This is a genomic window from Streptomyces sp. NPDC053427 (genome assembly GCF_044544985.1).
Classification (GTDB): Bacteria; Actinomycetota; Actinomycetes; order Streptomycetales; family Streptomycetaceae; genus Streptomyces.
The window spans coordinates 111,382-127,986 of record NZ_JBITYA010000004.1 but is presented as its reverse complement, the minus strand read 5'-3'; the positions used below and the strand labels follow the sequence as shown (position 1 = coordinate 127,986).

Genomic DNA, 16,605 nt, shown 5'->3' with positions numbered 1-16,605 from the left:
GCCGTTTCGCCGTTTCGCGCGGTGCGCCTCAGCCCCCGTTGACCTTCTTGGCGATCCGGTCGCCCAGGTTCTTGTCGATGGTGCGCCAGTACTGCAGCGCCCGGTCCAGCACGGGACGGCTGACGCCGTTCAGCAGATGGCCCGAGACGTTGCCGACCAGCCGGTCGCGGGCCGCGTCGTCCAGGACCTCGCGGACCATCGTGCCCGGCTGGCCCCAGTCGTCGTCGTCGCTGCGCAGCGTGTAGGCCGTCCGCACCATCTCGCCGCTGCTCTCCCAGCCCGCCGGCTCGCCATAGGCCGCGATGTCGGCCGCCGGGCCGCCGTACGAGTTCGGCGCGTACGGCCGGGCCGCCGTCGAAGGCTCGAAGCGCATCGGGCCGTCCTTCGCGTACGAGTGGGCCGGCACATGCGGGCGGTTGGGCGGCAGCTGCGCATAGTTCGGGCCGATGCGGTACCGGTGGGTGTCCGGGTAGGAGAACAGCCGGCCCAGCAGCATCTTGTCCGGCGACGGGCCGATGCCCGGCACCATGTTGGACGGCTCGAACGCCGCCTGCTCGATGTGGACGAAGAAATCGTCCGGGTTCCTGTCGAGCGTCATCCGCCCGACCTCGATCAGCGGGTAGTCGCCGTGCGGCCACACCTTGGTCAGGTCGAACGGGTTGAAGCGGTAGTCCGGGGCGTCCTCGAACGGCATGACCTGCACATACAGCGTCCACGACGGGGCGTTGCCGGACGCGATGGCCGCGTGCAGATCGCGGCGGTGCAGATCGGCGTCCTCGCCGGCGATCCGGTCCGCGTCCTCCTGGGTGAGGAAGTCGATGCCCTGGTCGGTCTTGAAGTGGTACTTGATCCAGAACTTCTGGCCGCCGGCGTTGACCCACATGTAGGTGTGCGAGCCGTAGCCGTTCATATGGCGGTAGCTCTTGGGGATGCCGCGGTCGCCCATCAGCCAGGTGACCTGGTGGGCCGACTCCGGCGACAGCGTCCAGAAGTCCCACTGCATGTCGTTGTCGCGCAGCCCGCTGTCCGGGCGGCGCTTCTGCGAACGGATGAAGTCCTGGAACTTGATCGTGTCACGGACGAAGAAGACCGGCGTGTTGTTGCCCACCAGGTCGTAATTGCCGACCTCGGTATAGAATTTCAGGGCGAAGCCGCGCGGGTCGCGCCAGGTGTCCGGGGAGCCCTGCTCACCCGCGACCGTCGAGAAGCGGGCCAGCATCTGGGTCCGCTTGCCGGGCTGGAAGAGGTCCGCCTTGGTGAACTGGCTGACGTCGTTGGTGACCTCGAAGAAGCCGTACGCGCCGCTGCCCTTGGCGTGCACCACCCGCTCGGGAACCCGTTCGCGGTTGAACTGGGCCATCTTCTCGATCAGGTAGTGGTCCTGGAGCAGGATGGGGCCGTCCGCCCCCACGGTCAGCGAGTGCTCGTCGCTCTCGACCGGAATACCGGCGTTGTTCGTGGTCCACGGAACATTCTGCTCGGTGCTGGTCATGGAGGAATGCCTCCCGTTCGATGACTGGGACGGGGGTGGTGGGGGCAATCAGTCCCTTTTGTCCACCTCAGCAGTCAACGCCCTCCGACGCCCTGTCGGCAAGAGTTGGACCCCGTCCGGTCTCGGACGGGGTCCAGCATGTGGGACAAATGGCCGTACGCGGTCCACCCCGGGCCTCGGGTCAGGCGCGCGCCCCCGACGGCATCGACAGCTCGAACCAGACCACCTTGCCCATGCTCAGCCGCGTCGCGCCCCACCGCCGCGCCATCCGGTTGACCAGATACAGTCCCCGCCCGCCCTCGTCGGACGGCCGGGCCTGCCGCAGCCGCGGCAGCTGCGGAACGTCGTCACCCACCTCGCAGCGCAGCACATCGGTCCGCAGCAGCCGCAGCGTGATCGGCCGCTCCGCATACCGCACCGCATTGGTGACCACCTCGCTGACCAGCAGTTCCACCTGGTCGGTCAGCTCCTCCAGCCCCCAGCGTGCCAGCGCCCGCCGGGCCAGCCGGCGGGCCTGCCCGGCCGTCTGCGCCTTCGGGTCCAGATACCAGTACGCGACATCGCTCGGCGCTATCCCGTCGAACCGGGCGGCCAGCAGCGCGATGTCGTCGTCGCGGTCGCCGGGCCCCAGCATGTCCAGCACCTCGTCGCACAGCGGCTCCAGGGGCGGCGGATTGGGACCCGTCAGCCGGGCCGTCTCCGTCAGCCGCTCCCGCAGCTGCTCGATGCCCGTCCACACGTCCCGGATGCGCGACTCCACCAGACCGTCGGTGTACAGCACCAGCGTCGCGCCCGCCGGCGCATCCAGCTCCACCGCCTCGAAATCCACCCCGCCGACACCGATCGGCGCACCCGGAGGCACCCGCAGCACCTCCGCGCGCCCGCCCCGGTGCAGCATCACCGGCGGCGGATGCCCCGCGTTCGCGATGATGATGCGGTGCGCGACCGGGTCGTAGACCGCGTACATGCACGTCGCCATCCGGTCCGAGCCCAGCCGCTGCGCCTGCTCGTCGAGGTGGTGCAGCACCTCCTGCGGCGGCAGATCCAGCCCCGCCAGCGTCTGCGCCGTCGTCCGCAGCTGCCCCATGATCGCCGCCGACGTCATCGAATGCCCCATGACATCGCCGACCACCAGCGCCACCCGGCTGCCCGGCAGCGGAATCGCGTCGTACCAGTCACCGCCGACCCGCGCCGTCTCCGCGGCCGGCAGATAGCGGCTGGCCAGCCGCACCCCGGTCGGCTGCGGCAGCGAGTCCGGCAGCATCGTGCGCTGCAGCGCATCGGCGATGTACGCCTCGCGCCCGTACAGCACCGCCTTGTCCACGCCCAGCGCCGTATGCGTCGCCAGCTGCGCCGCCACCAGCAGATCGTCCGGCTCGAACGCCGGCCGGTCCGGGCGCCGCAGGAACACCGCCGCCCCGATCACCCGCCGACGGCCCCGCAGCGGCGCCAGGATCACCCGGTGGCCGCCCGGCAGCCGGGTGTCCGGCCCCAGCAGCTCCGGCAGCGCCGTACGCGCCGCCTGCGCCTCCCCGAACAGCGGCCGCACACCCCGCAGCACCTCCGCCAGCGGGCCACCCGGACGCACCTCGGCCAGCTCCGCCGCGCTGCCGCCCATCGCCGGCCCCAGATCGGGCTGCGCGGGCAGCATCGGCAGCCGGGTGCCGTTCGTGTCCGGCTCCTCCGGAATACGGTCCGTACGCCGCAGCCGCAGCACCACCGGCCCCGTCGGCCGCTCATCGCCCACCGGCAGCGGATCCCGCAGATACACCAGGATCGCGTCGGCGAACGTCGGCACCGTCGCCCGGCACAGCCCCAGCACGATCTCGTCCAGGTCTATGCCGCGCGCGATCCGCCGCGTCGCCGCTCCGATGAACCGCAGCCGGTCGCCGCCCGCCTGACGGGCCGCCGCCACCTCACCGCTCTCCCCCGGATGCCCGGAACGGGCCGGGGGAGCGGGCGGCGGGCCCGCCGGCGGCGGCACCTGCGCCCGCGCGGCCTCCTCGGCCCCCGGGTACGCCGCCTCGCCGGAGAAGCCACCCTCGCGCTGCCGGCCGATGCCCTCGCCTCCGGGGCGCGCCTCCTGCCCCGCACGCGGGTCCTCGCCCGGCTCGGGCGCCTCGGCGCGGCCCACCGCGCCCGCTCCCGACGCCTGCACGGCTCGGGCCGCGGTTCGTTCCTCCGGCACGCCGGCCGGCCGCCCGGCCACGGGCATCGCCACCTCCCTGTACGAATCCGGGTACGCATCGCCGTACGGATCCCCGTACGAGCCGGACGCACCCCGCGCCGCGGCGTGACCGGCCGCGTGGTCACTCACATGATGGCCGGTCGGCTGACCGGCCGTGTGCTCCGCGGCATGGCACTCCGCCTCGCCCGCCGCATCCCGCTCCGCCGCACCGTGATCCGCGACCGGCTCGTCCTGCGCGCCACCGCGCACATCACCACCACCCATGCCGACGCCCGTCCAGGGACCGCTACCGATGTTCATGCCGATGTCGTCACCGCCACGCACCGCGAAGCCGGTGCCGGGAACGGGCGCGAACCCGGCCGCGGTGGGCTGCTGCAGGGCGCTGCGCGGATCGGGGACCGCGCCGAGCGGCGCCGTCCCGGCCGCCCCCGGGAAAGGGGGCGCCGAGGGCGCGGCGGTCGAGGCCGACCGCCGCGATTCGTGGGAGGTGGGGTGCTCCGTCACGCGTGGGATTCCATCCGTCCGGGGCTGCATACCTGATACCTGACACGCCGCCTATCGGGCGCGTCAGACGCGTCGCAGGTGCAGAAAGAGCTGGATCTCGGGGGGCACGTCCGTACTCGCCGGGGCATACGCATACGAGTCCTCCTCGACGACCTCGAAACCCGCGTCGCGCACGACCCGGCGCAGGTCGTCCCGCAGGTATCCCGATACCCGGACCGAGGTGCCCAGGAACGGAATCGTGAAGTCGTCCACATCCGCTTCGACCATCGACAGGGCCAACAACCCGTCAGGTCGTAGGAGATCATGCAGCAGGCCCAGTGCGTAAGGGATTTCGGCACGCGGCAGCATCAGAAGCGAGAAAAAGGCGGCAATTCCGTCGAAGGAACCCGGGCCGCCGAGCCGGCCGCCGCGTAGATCGGCGATGTCCAGCCGGTGGAATTCCGCACCCGGGGCGTTGTCCCGGGCCAGTTTGATCATCGAGGGGGAGAGGTCGATGCCCACGACGCGATGCCCGGCATCCGACAACTGACGGGCCGTCGGAAGTCCCGTACCGCATCCCACATCCAGGATGCGCGAGCCCGCGGGCAGTGACCCGGCAAGCCAGTCACCCGTCGCGACCTGGCCCTCCTTGTGCGGAAAGGCATCGTCGTACAGGTCACCGATCACGTCGAACGCCTCGGCCTGCCCTGCCCGGTCAAGTGCTAACCGGTTCAGGCCCTCATATGCGTCGTAGCTTCTCGCGCTCACGACCTCGCCCCTCCTGCGACCGCGGTCAAGTTCGTTTTCCCGTTCTGGAGTTGCGCCTGTGCAGTCTTGCGGAGGACGATCCTACGGTTGAAGACCCCCGCCGCAGCAAGGGGGCTCGGTCCGGCTTCTCGCCCCGCGAGAAAAGGCCGTGCCCTTAGGCGCGTCTTTCCACGGTTCGCCCGGTTCACTCGCCCCACTTCCCTTTACGCGCTCACGTCCGCAAACGGTCCGCCGGACGGTCCCAGTTCTCCGGAAGCGAGGGAACCCCCCAGCCCGGATCGGGCCGCCAATTCTCCCAGCCGTCGGCGAACGGCCTGCCCCACGCCCCGATCTGCGCGATCGCGGCCCGCCCGGCGGAACGGACCTCGTCCGCCTGCGCCGAGGTCATCAGCCCGTCCCGCTGCGCCTGCGCGAACTCGTCCTCGTCCCGCCACTCCCAGTGCCGGTCCGGAAAGACGCAGATGTCGAGAAAATGATCCAGCGAGTCAATACCGCCCGACCAACGACGACGCGGCTCCTCCAAATTGACGTACCAGTTCTTGAACTGCCAGCCGCGCTCCCAGAACAGCCACACCGACCAGGGATCGCCCGGCCGCGCCAGCTTCAGCACACCCGTACCGAACCACTGGTCGAAGGCGGTGCGCCGCGCCTTCGTGTAGCGGGTCGCCAGCGGCTCGCGGTGCACCGGCGTGCCATCGGCCAGCACCGGCTTGACGACGGTGGTGGCCGGCGCCATCCACACCGCGAGCAGGTCATCGGTGTCCTCGACAACGGTCACCGGACGCGCGATATGGAACCGGCCGGGGTCGGCGTTGTCCCGATAGCGCCACAGAATGTGCTCCCCGCGCGCCCACCGGGTCCGGTCCGTCGCGCGAGGAGTCTCGCCTTCCCTCGTCTCCACCATGTCCGCTGTCATGACCAGAGCTTAGGACCCAGCCGTTACGCGCGCCGTGACCTGAGCCGCACCGAACGTTACGGATGGGTCATGACGGCGGACCGGAGGTGGCGTTACCGGCGGTGACGCCACCGGCGGTGCGGACCGAGGACCGGGCGCCGTCTCACGGATGCGTCATCCGCAGCACGTCCAACGCCGCATCCAGCTGTTCCTCACTCAACAGCCCCCGCTCGACATACCCCTCCTCGATCACGACCTGACGAATCGTCTTCCGTTCGGCCAGCGACTTCTTCGCGACCTTCGCCGCCTCCTCGTACCCGATGTACTTGTTCAACGGCGTGACAACGGACGGCGACGACTCCGCATACTCCCGAGCCCGCTCCACATTCGCCGTGATTCCGTCCACCGTCCGGTCCGCGAGCAGCCGCGCCACATTCGCCAGCAACCGCACCGACTCCAGTACGTTCCGGGCAATCACCGGAAGCATCACATTGAGTTCGAAATTTCCGGCCGCGCCCGCCGCCGCCACCGTCGCGTCATTTCCGGTGACCTGCGCCGCAACCATCAAAACCGCCTCCGGAATGACGGGATTGACCTTCCCCGGCATGATCGACGACCCCGGCTGCAGATCCGGCAGCACGATCTCCGCCAGCCCGGTCCGCGGCCCCGACGCCATCCACCGCAGATCATTGGCAATCTTCGTCAGCCCGACACCGATGGTGCGCAGCTGACCGCTCGTCTCGACAATGCCGTCCCGCGCCCCCTGCGCCTCGAAGTGATTACGCGCCTCCGTCAACGGCAGCCCCGTGGCCAGCGCCACCTCGGCGATCACCGCGGCCGAGAATCCCGGCGGCGTGTTGATCCCCGTCCCCACGGCCGTCCCGCCCAGCGGCAATTCCGCCAGCCGCGGCAACGACGCCTCCAGCCGCTCGATCCCGTACCGGACCTGGGCCGCATACCCCTCGAATTCCTGCCCCAGCGTCACCGGCGTCGCATCCATCAAATGCGTCCGCCCCGACTTCACCACCCCGGCGAACTCGATCGCCTTACGCTCCAGCGACACCGCCAGATGCTCCAGCGCCGGAACGAGATCACGGATGACGGCCGCCGTCGCCGCGATATGGATCGACGACGGAAACACATCGTTCGACGACTGACTGGCATTGACGTGGTCATTGGGGTGCACCGCGCGTCCCAGCCGCTCGCTCGCCAGCGTCGCAATGACCTCGTTGGCGTTCATGTTGGACGACGTCCCCGAGCCGGTCTGGAACACATCGATGGGGAAATGCGCGTCCCAGCGCCCCTCCGCCACCTCCGCGGCCGCCTCCTGAACGGCCACCGAGGTCTCCTTCTCGAGCACCCCCAGCTCCGCATTGACCTTCGCCGCCGCGGCCTTGATCCGCGCCAGCGCCTCGATGTGCGCCCGCTCCAGCCGCTGCCCCGAAATCGGGAAGTTCTCCACCGCCCGCTGCGTCTGCGCCCGCCATTTCGCGCGCGCGGGCACGCGGACCTCGCCCATGGAGTCGTGCTCGATACGGAAGCCTCCGGAGGCGCCGGGATCGCCGGGAACGGTGTGGTTGCCGGGGCCGCTGCCGAAATCGCTGTTCTCGCTCATATCTGTTTCAGTACCCGGGCCCGCCGATCTGTTCCCGGATACGGAAATTCGCTCACCCGACGGGGCGCGGACGGCCGAGGGCCCGGCTCCAGGAGCCGGGCCCTCGCGTCGCCGGTCAGGGGTGACGCCGAGGCGTCACCGCCTCCTGTAGAAGTGGTTCACGAGAGGACGGGGGCGGGTGCCGCTCGCCTTGTTCGAACATTTTGGCGATCGCGAGGGGGCGGCGGACCGCCGCTTTTCTCCTACCGACCACTGTGGCCCCATCAACTTCTCCGGCCGCGTCAACTTCTGCGCCGCACCGGTCACTTCAGCGCAGCGGAGCCACCTGGAAGCGGGCCGCTCCGACGTCCAGCGGCCCGGTGATGTGCTGGCCGCACGCGATGTAGTCGCCCCGCTCGCCCTCGACGCTGACGATCCACTTCGCCTTGGCGCCGCAGGACTTGCCCGTACGGCCCTCCGGCGCACCGCACAGGGCCGCCACGTACCGGAAGGTCTGGGTGAGCTGCGCGGGAGCCTTCCTGCCGACGAACCGGTCGTGCACCGGATGCCCGGCCTGGAGGACGCGGCCCTCGATCGCCTTGACGGGCTTGCCGTCCACCTCGCCCATGGGCACGATCCGGGCGATCTCGACGGCAAGCCGGACGATGCCGTCACCCGTCGAGGCGTAGAGGGCGACGGTGTGTTCCGCGGCCTCCTCGCCGAGCTGCCAGCACCCCCTGTTGAGGGCGTAGACGATCTCCGGGGCCATGCCCTCCCGCCACCCCGCGCAGGGGCGGCCCGCCGGATCGTCCGGCGGGAGTTCGGTGAGCTTGCCGAGGCTGAACTGCAACACGTCGATACGGTCTCTCTGTCCGGGGGCGGGGGAGCCGGGCGCCTGAAGGGCGCCGGACGGAATCCGTCATCCTAAGTCCCTGAGCCCGGGTGAAGTTCCTTACGCGCAAGACGAGTTGGATCGGCCGGCGATCACGCACACCCGAAGCCCCGACGACGAACGGCCATCACCGTTTGCTGCGGGTGATGGCCGTTCGTCCTGCGGTCGGTGCGGAGGGTCAGTTGCCCTGCCGTACCGGAATGCTGGTGAACGTCGGTGTCGGGGCCGGGTCCTGGAAGAAGTCGTTGCCCTTGTCGTCGACGACGATGAAGGCGGGGAAGTCCTCGACCTCGATCCGCCAGACGGCCTCCATGCCGAGCTCCTCGTACTCCAGGACCTCGACCTTCTTGATGCAATCCTGGGCCAGGCGGGCGGCCGGGCCGCCGATGGAACCCAGGTAGAAGCCGCCGTGCGTACCGCAGGCGTCGGTGACCTGCTGGGAGCGGTTGCCCTTGGCCAGCATGATCTTGGAACCGCCGGCCGCCTGGAACTGCTCGACGTACGCGTCCATGCGCCCCGCCGTCGTCGGACCGAACGACCCGGAGGCGTAACCCTCGGGGGTCTTCGCCGGGCCCGCGTAGTACACCGGGTGGTTCTTGAGGTACTCCGGCATCTCCTCGCCGGCGTCCAGCCGCTCCTTGATCTTCGCGTGCGCGATGTCGCGGGCGACGACCAGCGTGCCGGTGAGCGAGAGCCGGGTCTTGACGGGGTGCTTGGTCAGCTCGGCCAGCATCTCGTCCATCGGCCGGTCGAGGTCGATGCGGACGGCGTCCAGATCCGGGCCCGCGCCCTCGGTCAGCTGCTCCTCCGTGGTCTCCGGGAGGAAGCGCGCCGGGTCGGTCTCCAGCTGCTCCAGGAAGACGCCCTCGGCGGTGATCTTGGCTACGGCCTGGCGGTCCGCCGAGCAGGACACGGCGATCGCCACCGGGCAGGAGGCCCCGTGCCGCGGCAGCCGCACCACCCGTACGTCGTGGCAGAAGTACTTGCCGCCGAACTGTGCGCCGATGCCGATCTTCTGCGTCAGCTCGAAGACCTTGTCCTCCAGCTCCTTGTCGCGGAAGCCGTGGCCGGTCGGGGAGCCCTCGGTGGGGAGTTCGTCCAGGTAGTGCGCGGAGGCGTACTTGGCGGTCTTGAGCGCGTACTCGGCGCTCGTACCGCCGACGACGATCGCGAGGTGGTACGGCGGGCAGGCGGCCGTACCGAGCGAACGGATCTTCTGCTCCAGGAACTTCATCATGGAGGCCTCGTTGAGGACCGCCTTGGTCTCCTGGAAGAGGAAGGACTTGTTGGCCGAGCCGCCGCCCTTGGCCATGAACAGGAACTTGTACGCGTCCCCGTCATTCGCGTACAGCTCGATCTGCGCGGGCAGATTCGACCCGGTGTTCTTCTCGTCCCACATGGTCAGCGGGGCCATCTGCGAATAGCGCAGATTGAGCTCGGTGTACGCATCGTAGATGCCGCGCGAGAGGGCCTCTTCGTCGCGCCCCTGCGTCAGCACGTTCTGCCCGCGCTTGCCCATCACGATCGCCGTGCCGGTGTCCTGGCACATCGGCAGCACGCCCGCGGCCGCGATGTTGGCGTTCTTGAGGAGGTCGAGCGCGACGAAGCGGTCGTTGGCGCTGGCCTCGGGGTCGTCCAGGATCTTGCGGAGCTGGGCGAGGTGGGCCGGGCGCAGATAGTGCGAAATGTCGTGCATCGCCTCGGCGGCCAGCTTGCGCAGCGCCTCCGGCTCGACCTTGAGGAACGTCCGGCCGTCGGCCTCGAAGGTGCTCACACCCTCCGAAGTGACCAGGCGGTAGGGCGTGTTGTCCTCACCGGTGGGCAGTAGGTCGGTGTAGGCGAATTCCGGCATTTGGGGATGCTTCCTTACTCGGAGGGGTGTGGCTGGCGTCTACGGCAGCCCCTCAACAGCGTAGAACCCCGACGAACCGGCGAGGCTGTGAGGTAGGGCTCACCGCCGGGATCGTTGGGAATCGGGGGGTGCCGGGGTTGGGGGCGCCGCACAGATGCGGCGCATTCGCCGGGGGCTAGTCGCGATCTATCGCGTTTCGCTACGCTGGGGTGGTGGACGCTGCAGACAACGGGGGACGACCGGGCCCCGAGACCCCGCCCGGAACGCTTCAGAAGCAGGAAGACCAGCGCGACCGGCAGGCGGTGAGCCTGACCAAGCCGGTGGCGGAGGCGGAGATGCGCGCGTCCGACGCGGACCGCGACCGGGTCGCCGAGATCCTGCGCGAGGCGCTGGCGCAGGGCCGGCTGGATGCCGAGGAGCACGCCGAGCGGATCGACGCGGTCTACCGCGCCAAGACCATGGGCGAGCTGGAGCCCGTCGTACGGGATCTGCCCGCGGCGGAGGGCGGCAGCCGTACCCGGTCCGCACCGGGGGAGTATGCGTACCGGCCCGCCGCCTCGATGCCGGACCAGAACTTGGTGGCGATCTTCAGCGCGTCCGTGCGGAAGGGGCGCTGGCAGGTCCCGGCGCGGATCAACGCCGTTGCGATCTTCGGAAGCGTGGAGATCGATCTGACCGAGGCGGTGTTCCCGCAGCAGCAGGTGCAGATCAATGTCACCTCGATCTTCGGGAGTGTGGACATCCGGGTGCCGGAGAACGTCACGCTGCGCGGCAGCGGTTCCGGCGTGCTGGGGGCCTTCGAGATCGAGATGCACGAGGCGGAGGACGCGAACGCCCCGCAGGTGCAGATCAACGGCTATGCGGTACTGGGCAGCGTGGACGCCCGGCCCAAGCGCGGCGCCTGGATCCGCGATCTGCGCAGTCGGCTGAGTGCGGACCGGCACGAGCGACGCGAGCGCCTGCGCGAGGACCGGCAGCACCGGCTGGACGAGCGGCTCGACCGGCATGCCCGGTTGCTCGAGGAGCGCCACGAGCGGCATGAGCGGCGGCGGTTCGAGCGCCGGGAGCGGCGGGACCGGTTCCGTAAGGGGCTCGGCGACTGAGTGGGCGGTGGCCCTGCGGATGCGGCGGTGGCGCGGGGTGGCGCGGGGCCCGACGTCGTTTTTCGGGTTTCCGATTTTCTGGTTTCCGCACGATCGCCACGGTGTGCATAAGAGTGCGTACAGCGGGTAGGGCTGGTGCATCGTCTCTCGTACGGCTGCGGGGTGCGAAAAGCCGTGCGCAGCGAGGCGGGCAAGGGTGATTTCTTCGCCGAAGCCGTCGTCAGGAGTAGACCGTGCTGCTACCGCATCAGCCCCTGCAGGATGCCGTTGTCGTTCCGTCCCAGCGAGTGCCCGCTGCTCGCGACGAGGCCGGCCCCTGGCATTCGGAGGCGGTGTGCCGCCGGGATGAAGCCGGGCTGTTCTTCGCCCCGTCGAAAGAGCCGACCGCCGCGCGGCTGGCCAGGGAGGAAGCCGCCAAGCGGGTCTGTGCCCGCTGTCCCGTCATGGTGGAGTGCCGCGAACATGCGCTGCTCCAGCCGGAGCCGTACGGCGTCTGGGGTGGGTTGACGGCCGCCGAGCGCCGGGTCGTTCTGGCCCGCCGCCGGCGCCGGGAGACCGAACTCCAGCGCGCCGCCCGGATGCCTGCGGCGGGCTGAGCCCCGGCCGGCCATGCGCCGGTGCATCATCCCCGTACGTGCGTGATGTCCCCGCGTCCGTACGCGCTTCGCCCCCGCCCGGAGATCTCCCGGCGGGGGCGAAGCGCGTACGGACGCCGGAGCACTTCACCGCAATCGGCAACGGCTCCGGCCCCGGTCCGCCACGTGGCGGGGTGCTAGCTGGGTCTCTGGAAGTCCGCCGGAGTACCTCACCGCAACCGGCTACGGCTCCGGCCCCGGTCCGCCACGTGGCGGGGTGCTAGCTGGGCTTCTGGAAGTCCGCCGGAGTACCTCACCGCAACCGGCTACGGCTCCGGCCCCGGTCCACCACGCCGCGGGGCGCTAGCTGGGCTTCTGGAAGTCCGCCGGAGCACTTCACCGCAACCGGCAACGGCTCCGGCCCCGGTCCACCACGCCGCGGGGCGCTAGCTGGGCCTCTCGAAGTCCACCGAGCTGTAAGCCCGCAGCTTCGACAGGCGGTGCTGGGAGTCGATCTGGCGGATCGTGCCGGACTTGGAGCGCATCACCAGCGACTGGGTGTAGGCGGTCTCGGCGCGGTAGCGCACGCCGCGCAGCAGTTCGCCGTCGGTGATGCCGGTGGCGACGAAGAAGACGTTGTCGCTGCGGACCAGGTCGTCGATCTGGAGCACCTTGTCGAGGTCGTGCCCGGCGTCCAGCGCGCGCTGCCGCTCCTCGTCGTCCTTGGGCCACAGCTTGGCCTGCAGCGTGCCGCCCAGGCACTTCATGGCGCAGGCCGTGATGATGCCCTCGGGCGTGCCGCCGATGCCCAGCAGCAGGTCCACGCCGGTGCCCTCGCGGGCCGCCATGATCGCGCCGGCGACATCGCCGTCGGAGATGAACTTGATCCGGGCGCCGGCCTCGCGGACCTCCTTGACCAGGCCGTCGTGGCGGGGCCGGTCCAGGATGACGACGGTGACGTCCTCGACCGCGGACTTCTTCGCCTTGGCGATCCGCTTGATGTTCACCGCCACCGGGGCCGTGATGTCGACGAAGTCCGCCGCCTCCGGGCCGGTGGCGAGCTTGTCCATGTAGAAGACCGCGGACGGGTCGAACATCGAGCCGCGCTCGGCGACCGCCATCACGGAGACGGCGTTGGCCATGCCCTTGGCGGTCAGGGTCGTGCCGTCCACCGGGTCCACGGCCACGTCGCACTCCGGGCCGGTCCCGTCTCCGACGCGCTCGCCGTTGTAGAGCATCGGGGCGTGGTCCTTCTCGCCCTCCCCGATGACCACGACGCCGTTCATCGACACGGTGTGGATCAGGGCGCGCATGGCCTTGACCGCCGCACCGTCCGCGCCGTTCTTGTCGCCTCGGCCCACCCAGCGGCCCGATGCCATGGCACCGGCCTCGGTGACCCGCACCAGTTCCAGGGCGAGGTTGCGGTCCGGGGCCTCGGGGCTGACCTCGAGTTGGGACGGGAGATGATGCTCGGTCATCGAGCGCACCTTTCTGTACGGCGACGGCCGTGAAGGATGAGGGTGATACGACTTTATCCGTACGTCGCCAAAATGAGCAGTGGGCCCTTCGCATGAGCGGCGTCAAGGATGGCCGAAACCCGACGTCGGTGCAGGTGGCGGCCATGACCGGGGGGCCTGTCGGGAGCGCCGCGGCCATGAGGGACGATAGAGGCGTGGCAGGTATGCGAGGCAGGCAAACGGTGCGGGACATGGTCCTGTCGCTGGCGGTGATCGGCGTCGTGGTTGCGGCGGTTTATCTCTTCATTCCGCACGACGACAGCCGGAGCGCCGAGAACCAGGCGGTCAAAACGGTCGACTACCGGGTCGAGGTCGCGACCGCCCGGCGGGCCGCGCCGTACCCGGTCGCCGCACCGCAGGGCCTGCCGAAGACCTGGCGCGCCACCTCGGTCTCGTACAAGGCGAGCGACGACGGCAAGGGCGGCGCCTGGCACCTGGGCATGCTGGACCCGGAGCAGCAGTACGCGGCCATCGAGCAGAGCGACGCGCCGGCGAAGAAGTTCATCCGCGAGGTCACGCTCGGCGCGACCAAGGTCGAGGGCAAGCAGGCCGTCGGCAGCAAGAAGTGGGACCGCTACAGCGGCGACACCTACCGGGCACTGGTGCGTCGGGAGGCCGGAGTGACCACGGTGATCACGGGGACGGCGCCGTACGGCCGGCTCGCGGATCTGGCCGCGGCCCTGGTGGCGAAGAAGGGCTGAAAGGCCGGAGAGGTCCGAGAGGGCCGAGAGGCCTGAGAAGACCGAGAGGCCAGGGCGTGCGCCCGGCCCTCGCCTTCCGGCCCGGGACGGCACAAGGCCGCCGCATCCCTCCGGATGCGGCGGCCTCTTTGCGTCGTACGGGGTGCGTTACAAGAACGCGCGACGGGCTCAGACCGTGGCGACAGCCTCGTCGAAGGCCAGGCGCGGGGAGCGCGGGAAGAAGGCGTCGGGGCCCGGCTTGCCGACGTTGATGACCAGGAAGGACTTCTGCGTGCCGTCGCCGAAGAACTCCTTGTCGATGCCGGTGAAGTCGAAGCCGGTCATCGGGCCGGCGGCCAGGCCGGCGGCGCGTATGCCGAGGATGAGGTAGCCGGCCTGGAGGGTGGCGTTCTGGGTGCCCGCGACCTCGCGGACCGCGGCCTCGGCGAAGAAGGTGTCCTTGATGCCCGGGGCGTGCGGGAAGAGGTGCGGCAGCTTCTCGTGGAAGTCCAGGTCGACGGAGAGGACCAGGGTCAGCGGCGCGGAGAGCGTCTTCGGGCCGTTGGCACCCATGGCGTGGTTGACCAGGCGCTGCCGGGCCTCCTCGGAACGGACCAGGGTCAGGCGCAGCGGCGACTGGTTGAACGCGGTCGGGGCGTACTTGACCAGGTCGTAGATCGCCTGGACCTGCTCGTCGGTGACCGGCTCGTCCGTGAACGTGTTGGCGGTCTGGGCCTCGCGGAACAGGAGGTCCTGAGCGGCGGCGTCAAGGGCGAGAGACATAAGGGGCACCTCGTTGAGTCGGCTGGGTTTCAGGTCTGCGGAAACCACTGTAAAGCGGATAGGTTAAGTTTCAACTAACACGTGATGGATTGTGAGCGGGTTCACATGGTGCCATCTCCGGTGGCCGGGTGATCAGGGTTCCCCGCACCCCGCACCCCGCTCCCTGCACTGCCCCGATCTGCGCTGCGCGCCTACGCATCCCCCGGCGACTCCGCCAGCGCCGCGTCCAGCCGCGCCCGCGCCCCCTCGAGCCAGTGGCGGCAGACCTTCGCCAGCTCCTCGCCGCGCTCCCACAGCGCCAGCGACTCCTCGAGCGTCGTGCCGCCCGCCTCCAGGTTGCGGACGACCTCGATCAGCTCGTCCCGCGCCTGCTCGTACCCGAGCACGGACTCCACCTGGGGCTCCGTCCCGGCCTCCGCGCCCTCTGCGGCGCCCGTCCCGCCGTCCACCGCGCCGTCCGTCGTCGTCTTCGCCTTTGCCATGTCTTCCTCGTCTCCCACCCTATGAGTCCGTGTCCGCGGCGGCGGCGACGTCGTCCGGGACGTCGGCCACCCGCACCCTGAATTCGCCCTCCGCCACCCGGGCGCGCAAGGCATCGTCCGCGCGCACCTCCTGCGGCGAGCGCACCGCCGTCCCGTCCGCCTTCTGCAGCACCGCATAGCCGCGCTCCAGCGTCGCCTTGGGGGAGAGCGCGACCACCCGTGCCAGGGTGTGCGCCAGCTCCGAGTCGGCGCGGTCCAGCAGATGCCCCAGCGTCCGCCGTCCGCGCTCCAGCAGCGCGGTGATCTGCTCCTCGCGCTCCTCGACCATGCGCTGCGGCCGCTGCATCGACGGCCGGTGCAGCGCCGCCGCCAGCCCCCGCTCCTCCCGTTCCAGGAAACCGCTCACCGCGCGCAGCGCCCGCTCCCGCAGCTGCCGCACCCGGGCCAGCTCCTCGCCCACGTCCGGTACGACCTTCTTCGCCGCGTCCGTGGGTGTCGACGCCCGCAGATCGGCGACCAGATCCAGCAGCGGGGTGTCCGGCTCATGGCCGATCGCGGAGACGACGGGGGTGCGGGCCGCGCCCACCGCGCGCACCAGCTGCTCGTCGGAGAACGGCAGCAGATCCTCCACGCTGCCGCCACCGCGCGCCACGATGATCACGTCCACCTCGGGCAGCGCATCCAGCTCCTGCACCGCCTCGATCACCTTCGGCACCGCATGCACGCCCTGCACCGGCACATTGCGCACCTCGAAGCGGACGGCCGGCCAGCGGTGCCGGGCGTTCTCCAGGACGTCGCGCTCGGCGGCGCTGGCCCGGCCGCAGACCAGCCCGATCAGCTGCGGCAGGAACGGCAGCGGCTTCTTGCGGTCACCCGCGAACAGCCCCTCCGCCGTCAGCGACTTCTTCAACTGCTCCAGCCGGGCCAGGAGTTCACCGACCCCGACCGGCCGGATCTCGGCGGCCCGCAGCGACAGCTGGCCGCGCGGGGCGTACCACTCCGGTTTCGCGTGCACCACCACCCGGGCGCCCTCGCTGATCACGTCGGCCACCTTGTCGAAGACCTGGCGGTAACACGTCACGCTCAGCGAGATGTCGTACGAGGGGTCGCGCAGCGTCAGGAACACCACGCCCGCGCCGGGCCGCCGCGAGAGCTGGGTGATCTGACCCTCGACCCAGACGGCGCCGAGGCGGTCCACCCACCCGCCGATGAGCCGGGACACCTCGCCGACCGGGATCGGCGTTTCCGCAGACGTTGAGACAGCCATACGAGCGAGAGTAGCGGCGGCCACTGACAGTGCC

General features: G+C 70.2%; 14 protein-coding genes. 3 read left to right on the top strand and 11 right to left on the bottom strand.

Annotated features, from left to right (window positions below; translation table 11 throughout):
- Nucleotides 1-28: 28 nt before the first annotated feature.
- The 7 genes from ACIGWZ_RS12280 to ACIGWZ_RS12250 all read right to left on the bottom strand — a co-directional run bounded on the left by ACIGWZ_RS12280 (nt 29) and on the right by ACIGWZ_RS12250 (nt 10,164).
- On the bottom strand, nt 29-1,492 hold the full coding sequence (locus ACIGWZ_RS12280) for a catalase (protein WP_400063504.1): 1,464 nt from the start codon (nt 1,490-1,492) through the stop codon (nt 29-31).
- A gap of 181 nt (nt 1,493-1,673) precedes the next feature.
- Nucleotides 1,674-4,184: a SpoIIE family protein phosphatase gene (locus ACIGWZ_RS12275; protein ID WP_400063502.1), complete on the bottom strand. Its 2,511-nt coding sequence runs from the start codon at nt 4,182-4,184 to the stop codon at nt 1,674-1,676.
- Nucleotides 4,185-4,247: 63 nt separating this feature from the next.
- Entirely contained in the window at nt 4,248-4,931 is a 684-nt protein-coding gene (locus ACIGWZ_RS12270; protein ID WP_400063500.1) for a class I SAM-dependent DNA methyltransferase, read from the bottom strand.
- 211 nt (nt 4,932-5,142) lie between these two features.
- Nucleotides 5,143-5,847 carry a DUF402 domain-containing protein gene (locus ACIGWZ_RS12265; protein ID WP_400063498.1) on the bottom strand — a complete coding sequence of 235 codons (705 nt, stop codon included), beginning with the start codon at nt 5,845-5,847 and terminating at the stop codon, nt 5,143-5,145.
- Nucleotides 5,848-5,989: 142 nt separating this feature from the next.
- A complete protein-coding gene (locus tag ACIGWZ_RS12260; protein WP_400063496.1) occupies nt 5,990-7,441 on the bottom strand; it encodes a class II fumarate hydratase in 1,452 nt (483 codons plus the stop codon).
- A gap of 307 nt (nt 7,442-7,748) precedes the next feature.
- A complete protein-coding gene (locus ACIGWZ_RS12255; protein ID WP_400063494.1) occupies nt 7,749-8,273 on the bottom strand; it encodes a hypothetical protein in 525 nt (174 codons plus the stop codon).
- A 217-nt stretch (nt 8,274-8,490) separates the two neighbouring features.
- Nucleotides 8,491-10,164, bottom strand: a complete 1,674-nt coding sequence (locus ACIGWZ_RS12250) for a fumarate hydratase (protein WP_400063492.1) — start codon at nt 10,162-10,164, stop codon at nt 8,491-8,493.
- Nucleotides 10,165-10,499: 335 nt separating this feature from the next.
- Between ACIGWZ_RS12250 and ACIGWZ_RS12245 the strand changes: the two genes are divergently transcribed.
- On the top strand, nt 10,500-11,267 hold the full coding sequence (locus ACIGWZ_RS12245) for a DUF1707 domain-containing protein (protein ID WP_400064407.1): 768 nt from the start codon (nt 10,500-10,502) through the stop codon (nt 11,265-11,267).
- Nucleotides 11,268-11,500: 233 nt separating this feature from the next.
- Nucleotides 11,501-11,863 carry a WhiB family transcriptional regulator gene (locus ACIGWZ_RS12240; RefSeq protein WP_400063491.1) on the top strand — a complete coding sequence of 121 codons (363 nt, stop codon included), beginning with the start codon at nt 11,501-11,503 and terminating at the stop codon, nt 11,861-11,863.
- 425 nt (nt 11,864-12,288) lie between these two features.
- On the opposite strand, the gene glpX is transcribed toward ACIGWZ_RS12240, so the two are convergent.
- Nucleotides 12,289-13,320, bottom strand: a complete 1,032-nt coding sequence (gene glpX / locus ACIGWZ_RS12235) for a class II fructose-bisphosphatase (RefSeq protein ID WP_033266154.1) — start codon at nt 13,318-13,320, stop codon at nt 12,289-12,291.
- Nucleotides 13,321-13,523: 203 nt separating this feature from the next.
- Here glpX and ACIGWZ_RS12230 point away from each other — a divergent pair, with 203 nt between their 5' ends.
- Nucleotides 13,524-14,060 carry a DUF4245 domain-containing protein gene (locus tag ACIGWZ_RS12230; protein WP_400064405.1) on the top strand — a complete coding sequence of 179 codons (537 nt, stop codon included), beginning with the start codon at nt 13,524-13,526 and terminating at the stop codon, nt 14,058-14,060.
- A gap of 168 nt (nt 14,061-14,228) precedes the next feature.
- Here ACIGWZ_RS12230 and ACIGWZ_RS12225 read toward each other — a convergent pair whose 3' ends face one another.
- From ACIGWZ_RS12225 to xseA, 3 genes are all read right to left on the bottom strand, one after another.
- Entirely contained in the window at nt 14,229-14,822 is a 594-nt protein-coding gene (locus ACIGWZ_RS12225) for a malonic semialdehyde reductase (protein WP_400063488.1), read from the bottom strand.
- A 191-nt stretch (nt 14,823-15,013) separates the two neighbouring features.
- A complete protein-coding gene (locus ACIGWZ_RS12220) occupies nt 15,014-15,304 on the bottom strand; it encodes an exodeoxyribonuclease VII small subunit (RefSeq protein ID WP_400063486.1) in 291 nt (96 codons plus the stop codon).
- A 19-nt stretch (nt 15,305-15,323) separates the two neighbouring features.
- Complete coding sequence (xseA, locus tag ACIGWZ_RS12215) at nt 15,324-16,571, bottom strand: exodeoxyribonuclease VII large subunit (protein ID WP_400063483.1); 1,248 nt, start codon at nt 16,569-16,571, stop codon at nt 15,324-15,326.
- Between the last annotated feature and the right edge of the window lie 34 nt (nt 16,572-16,605).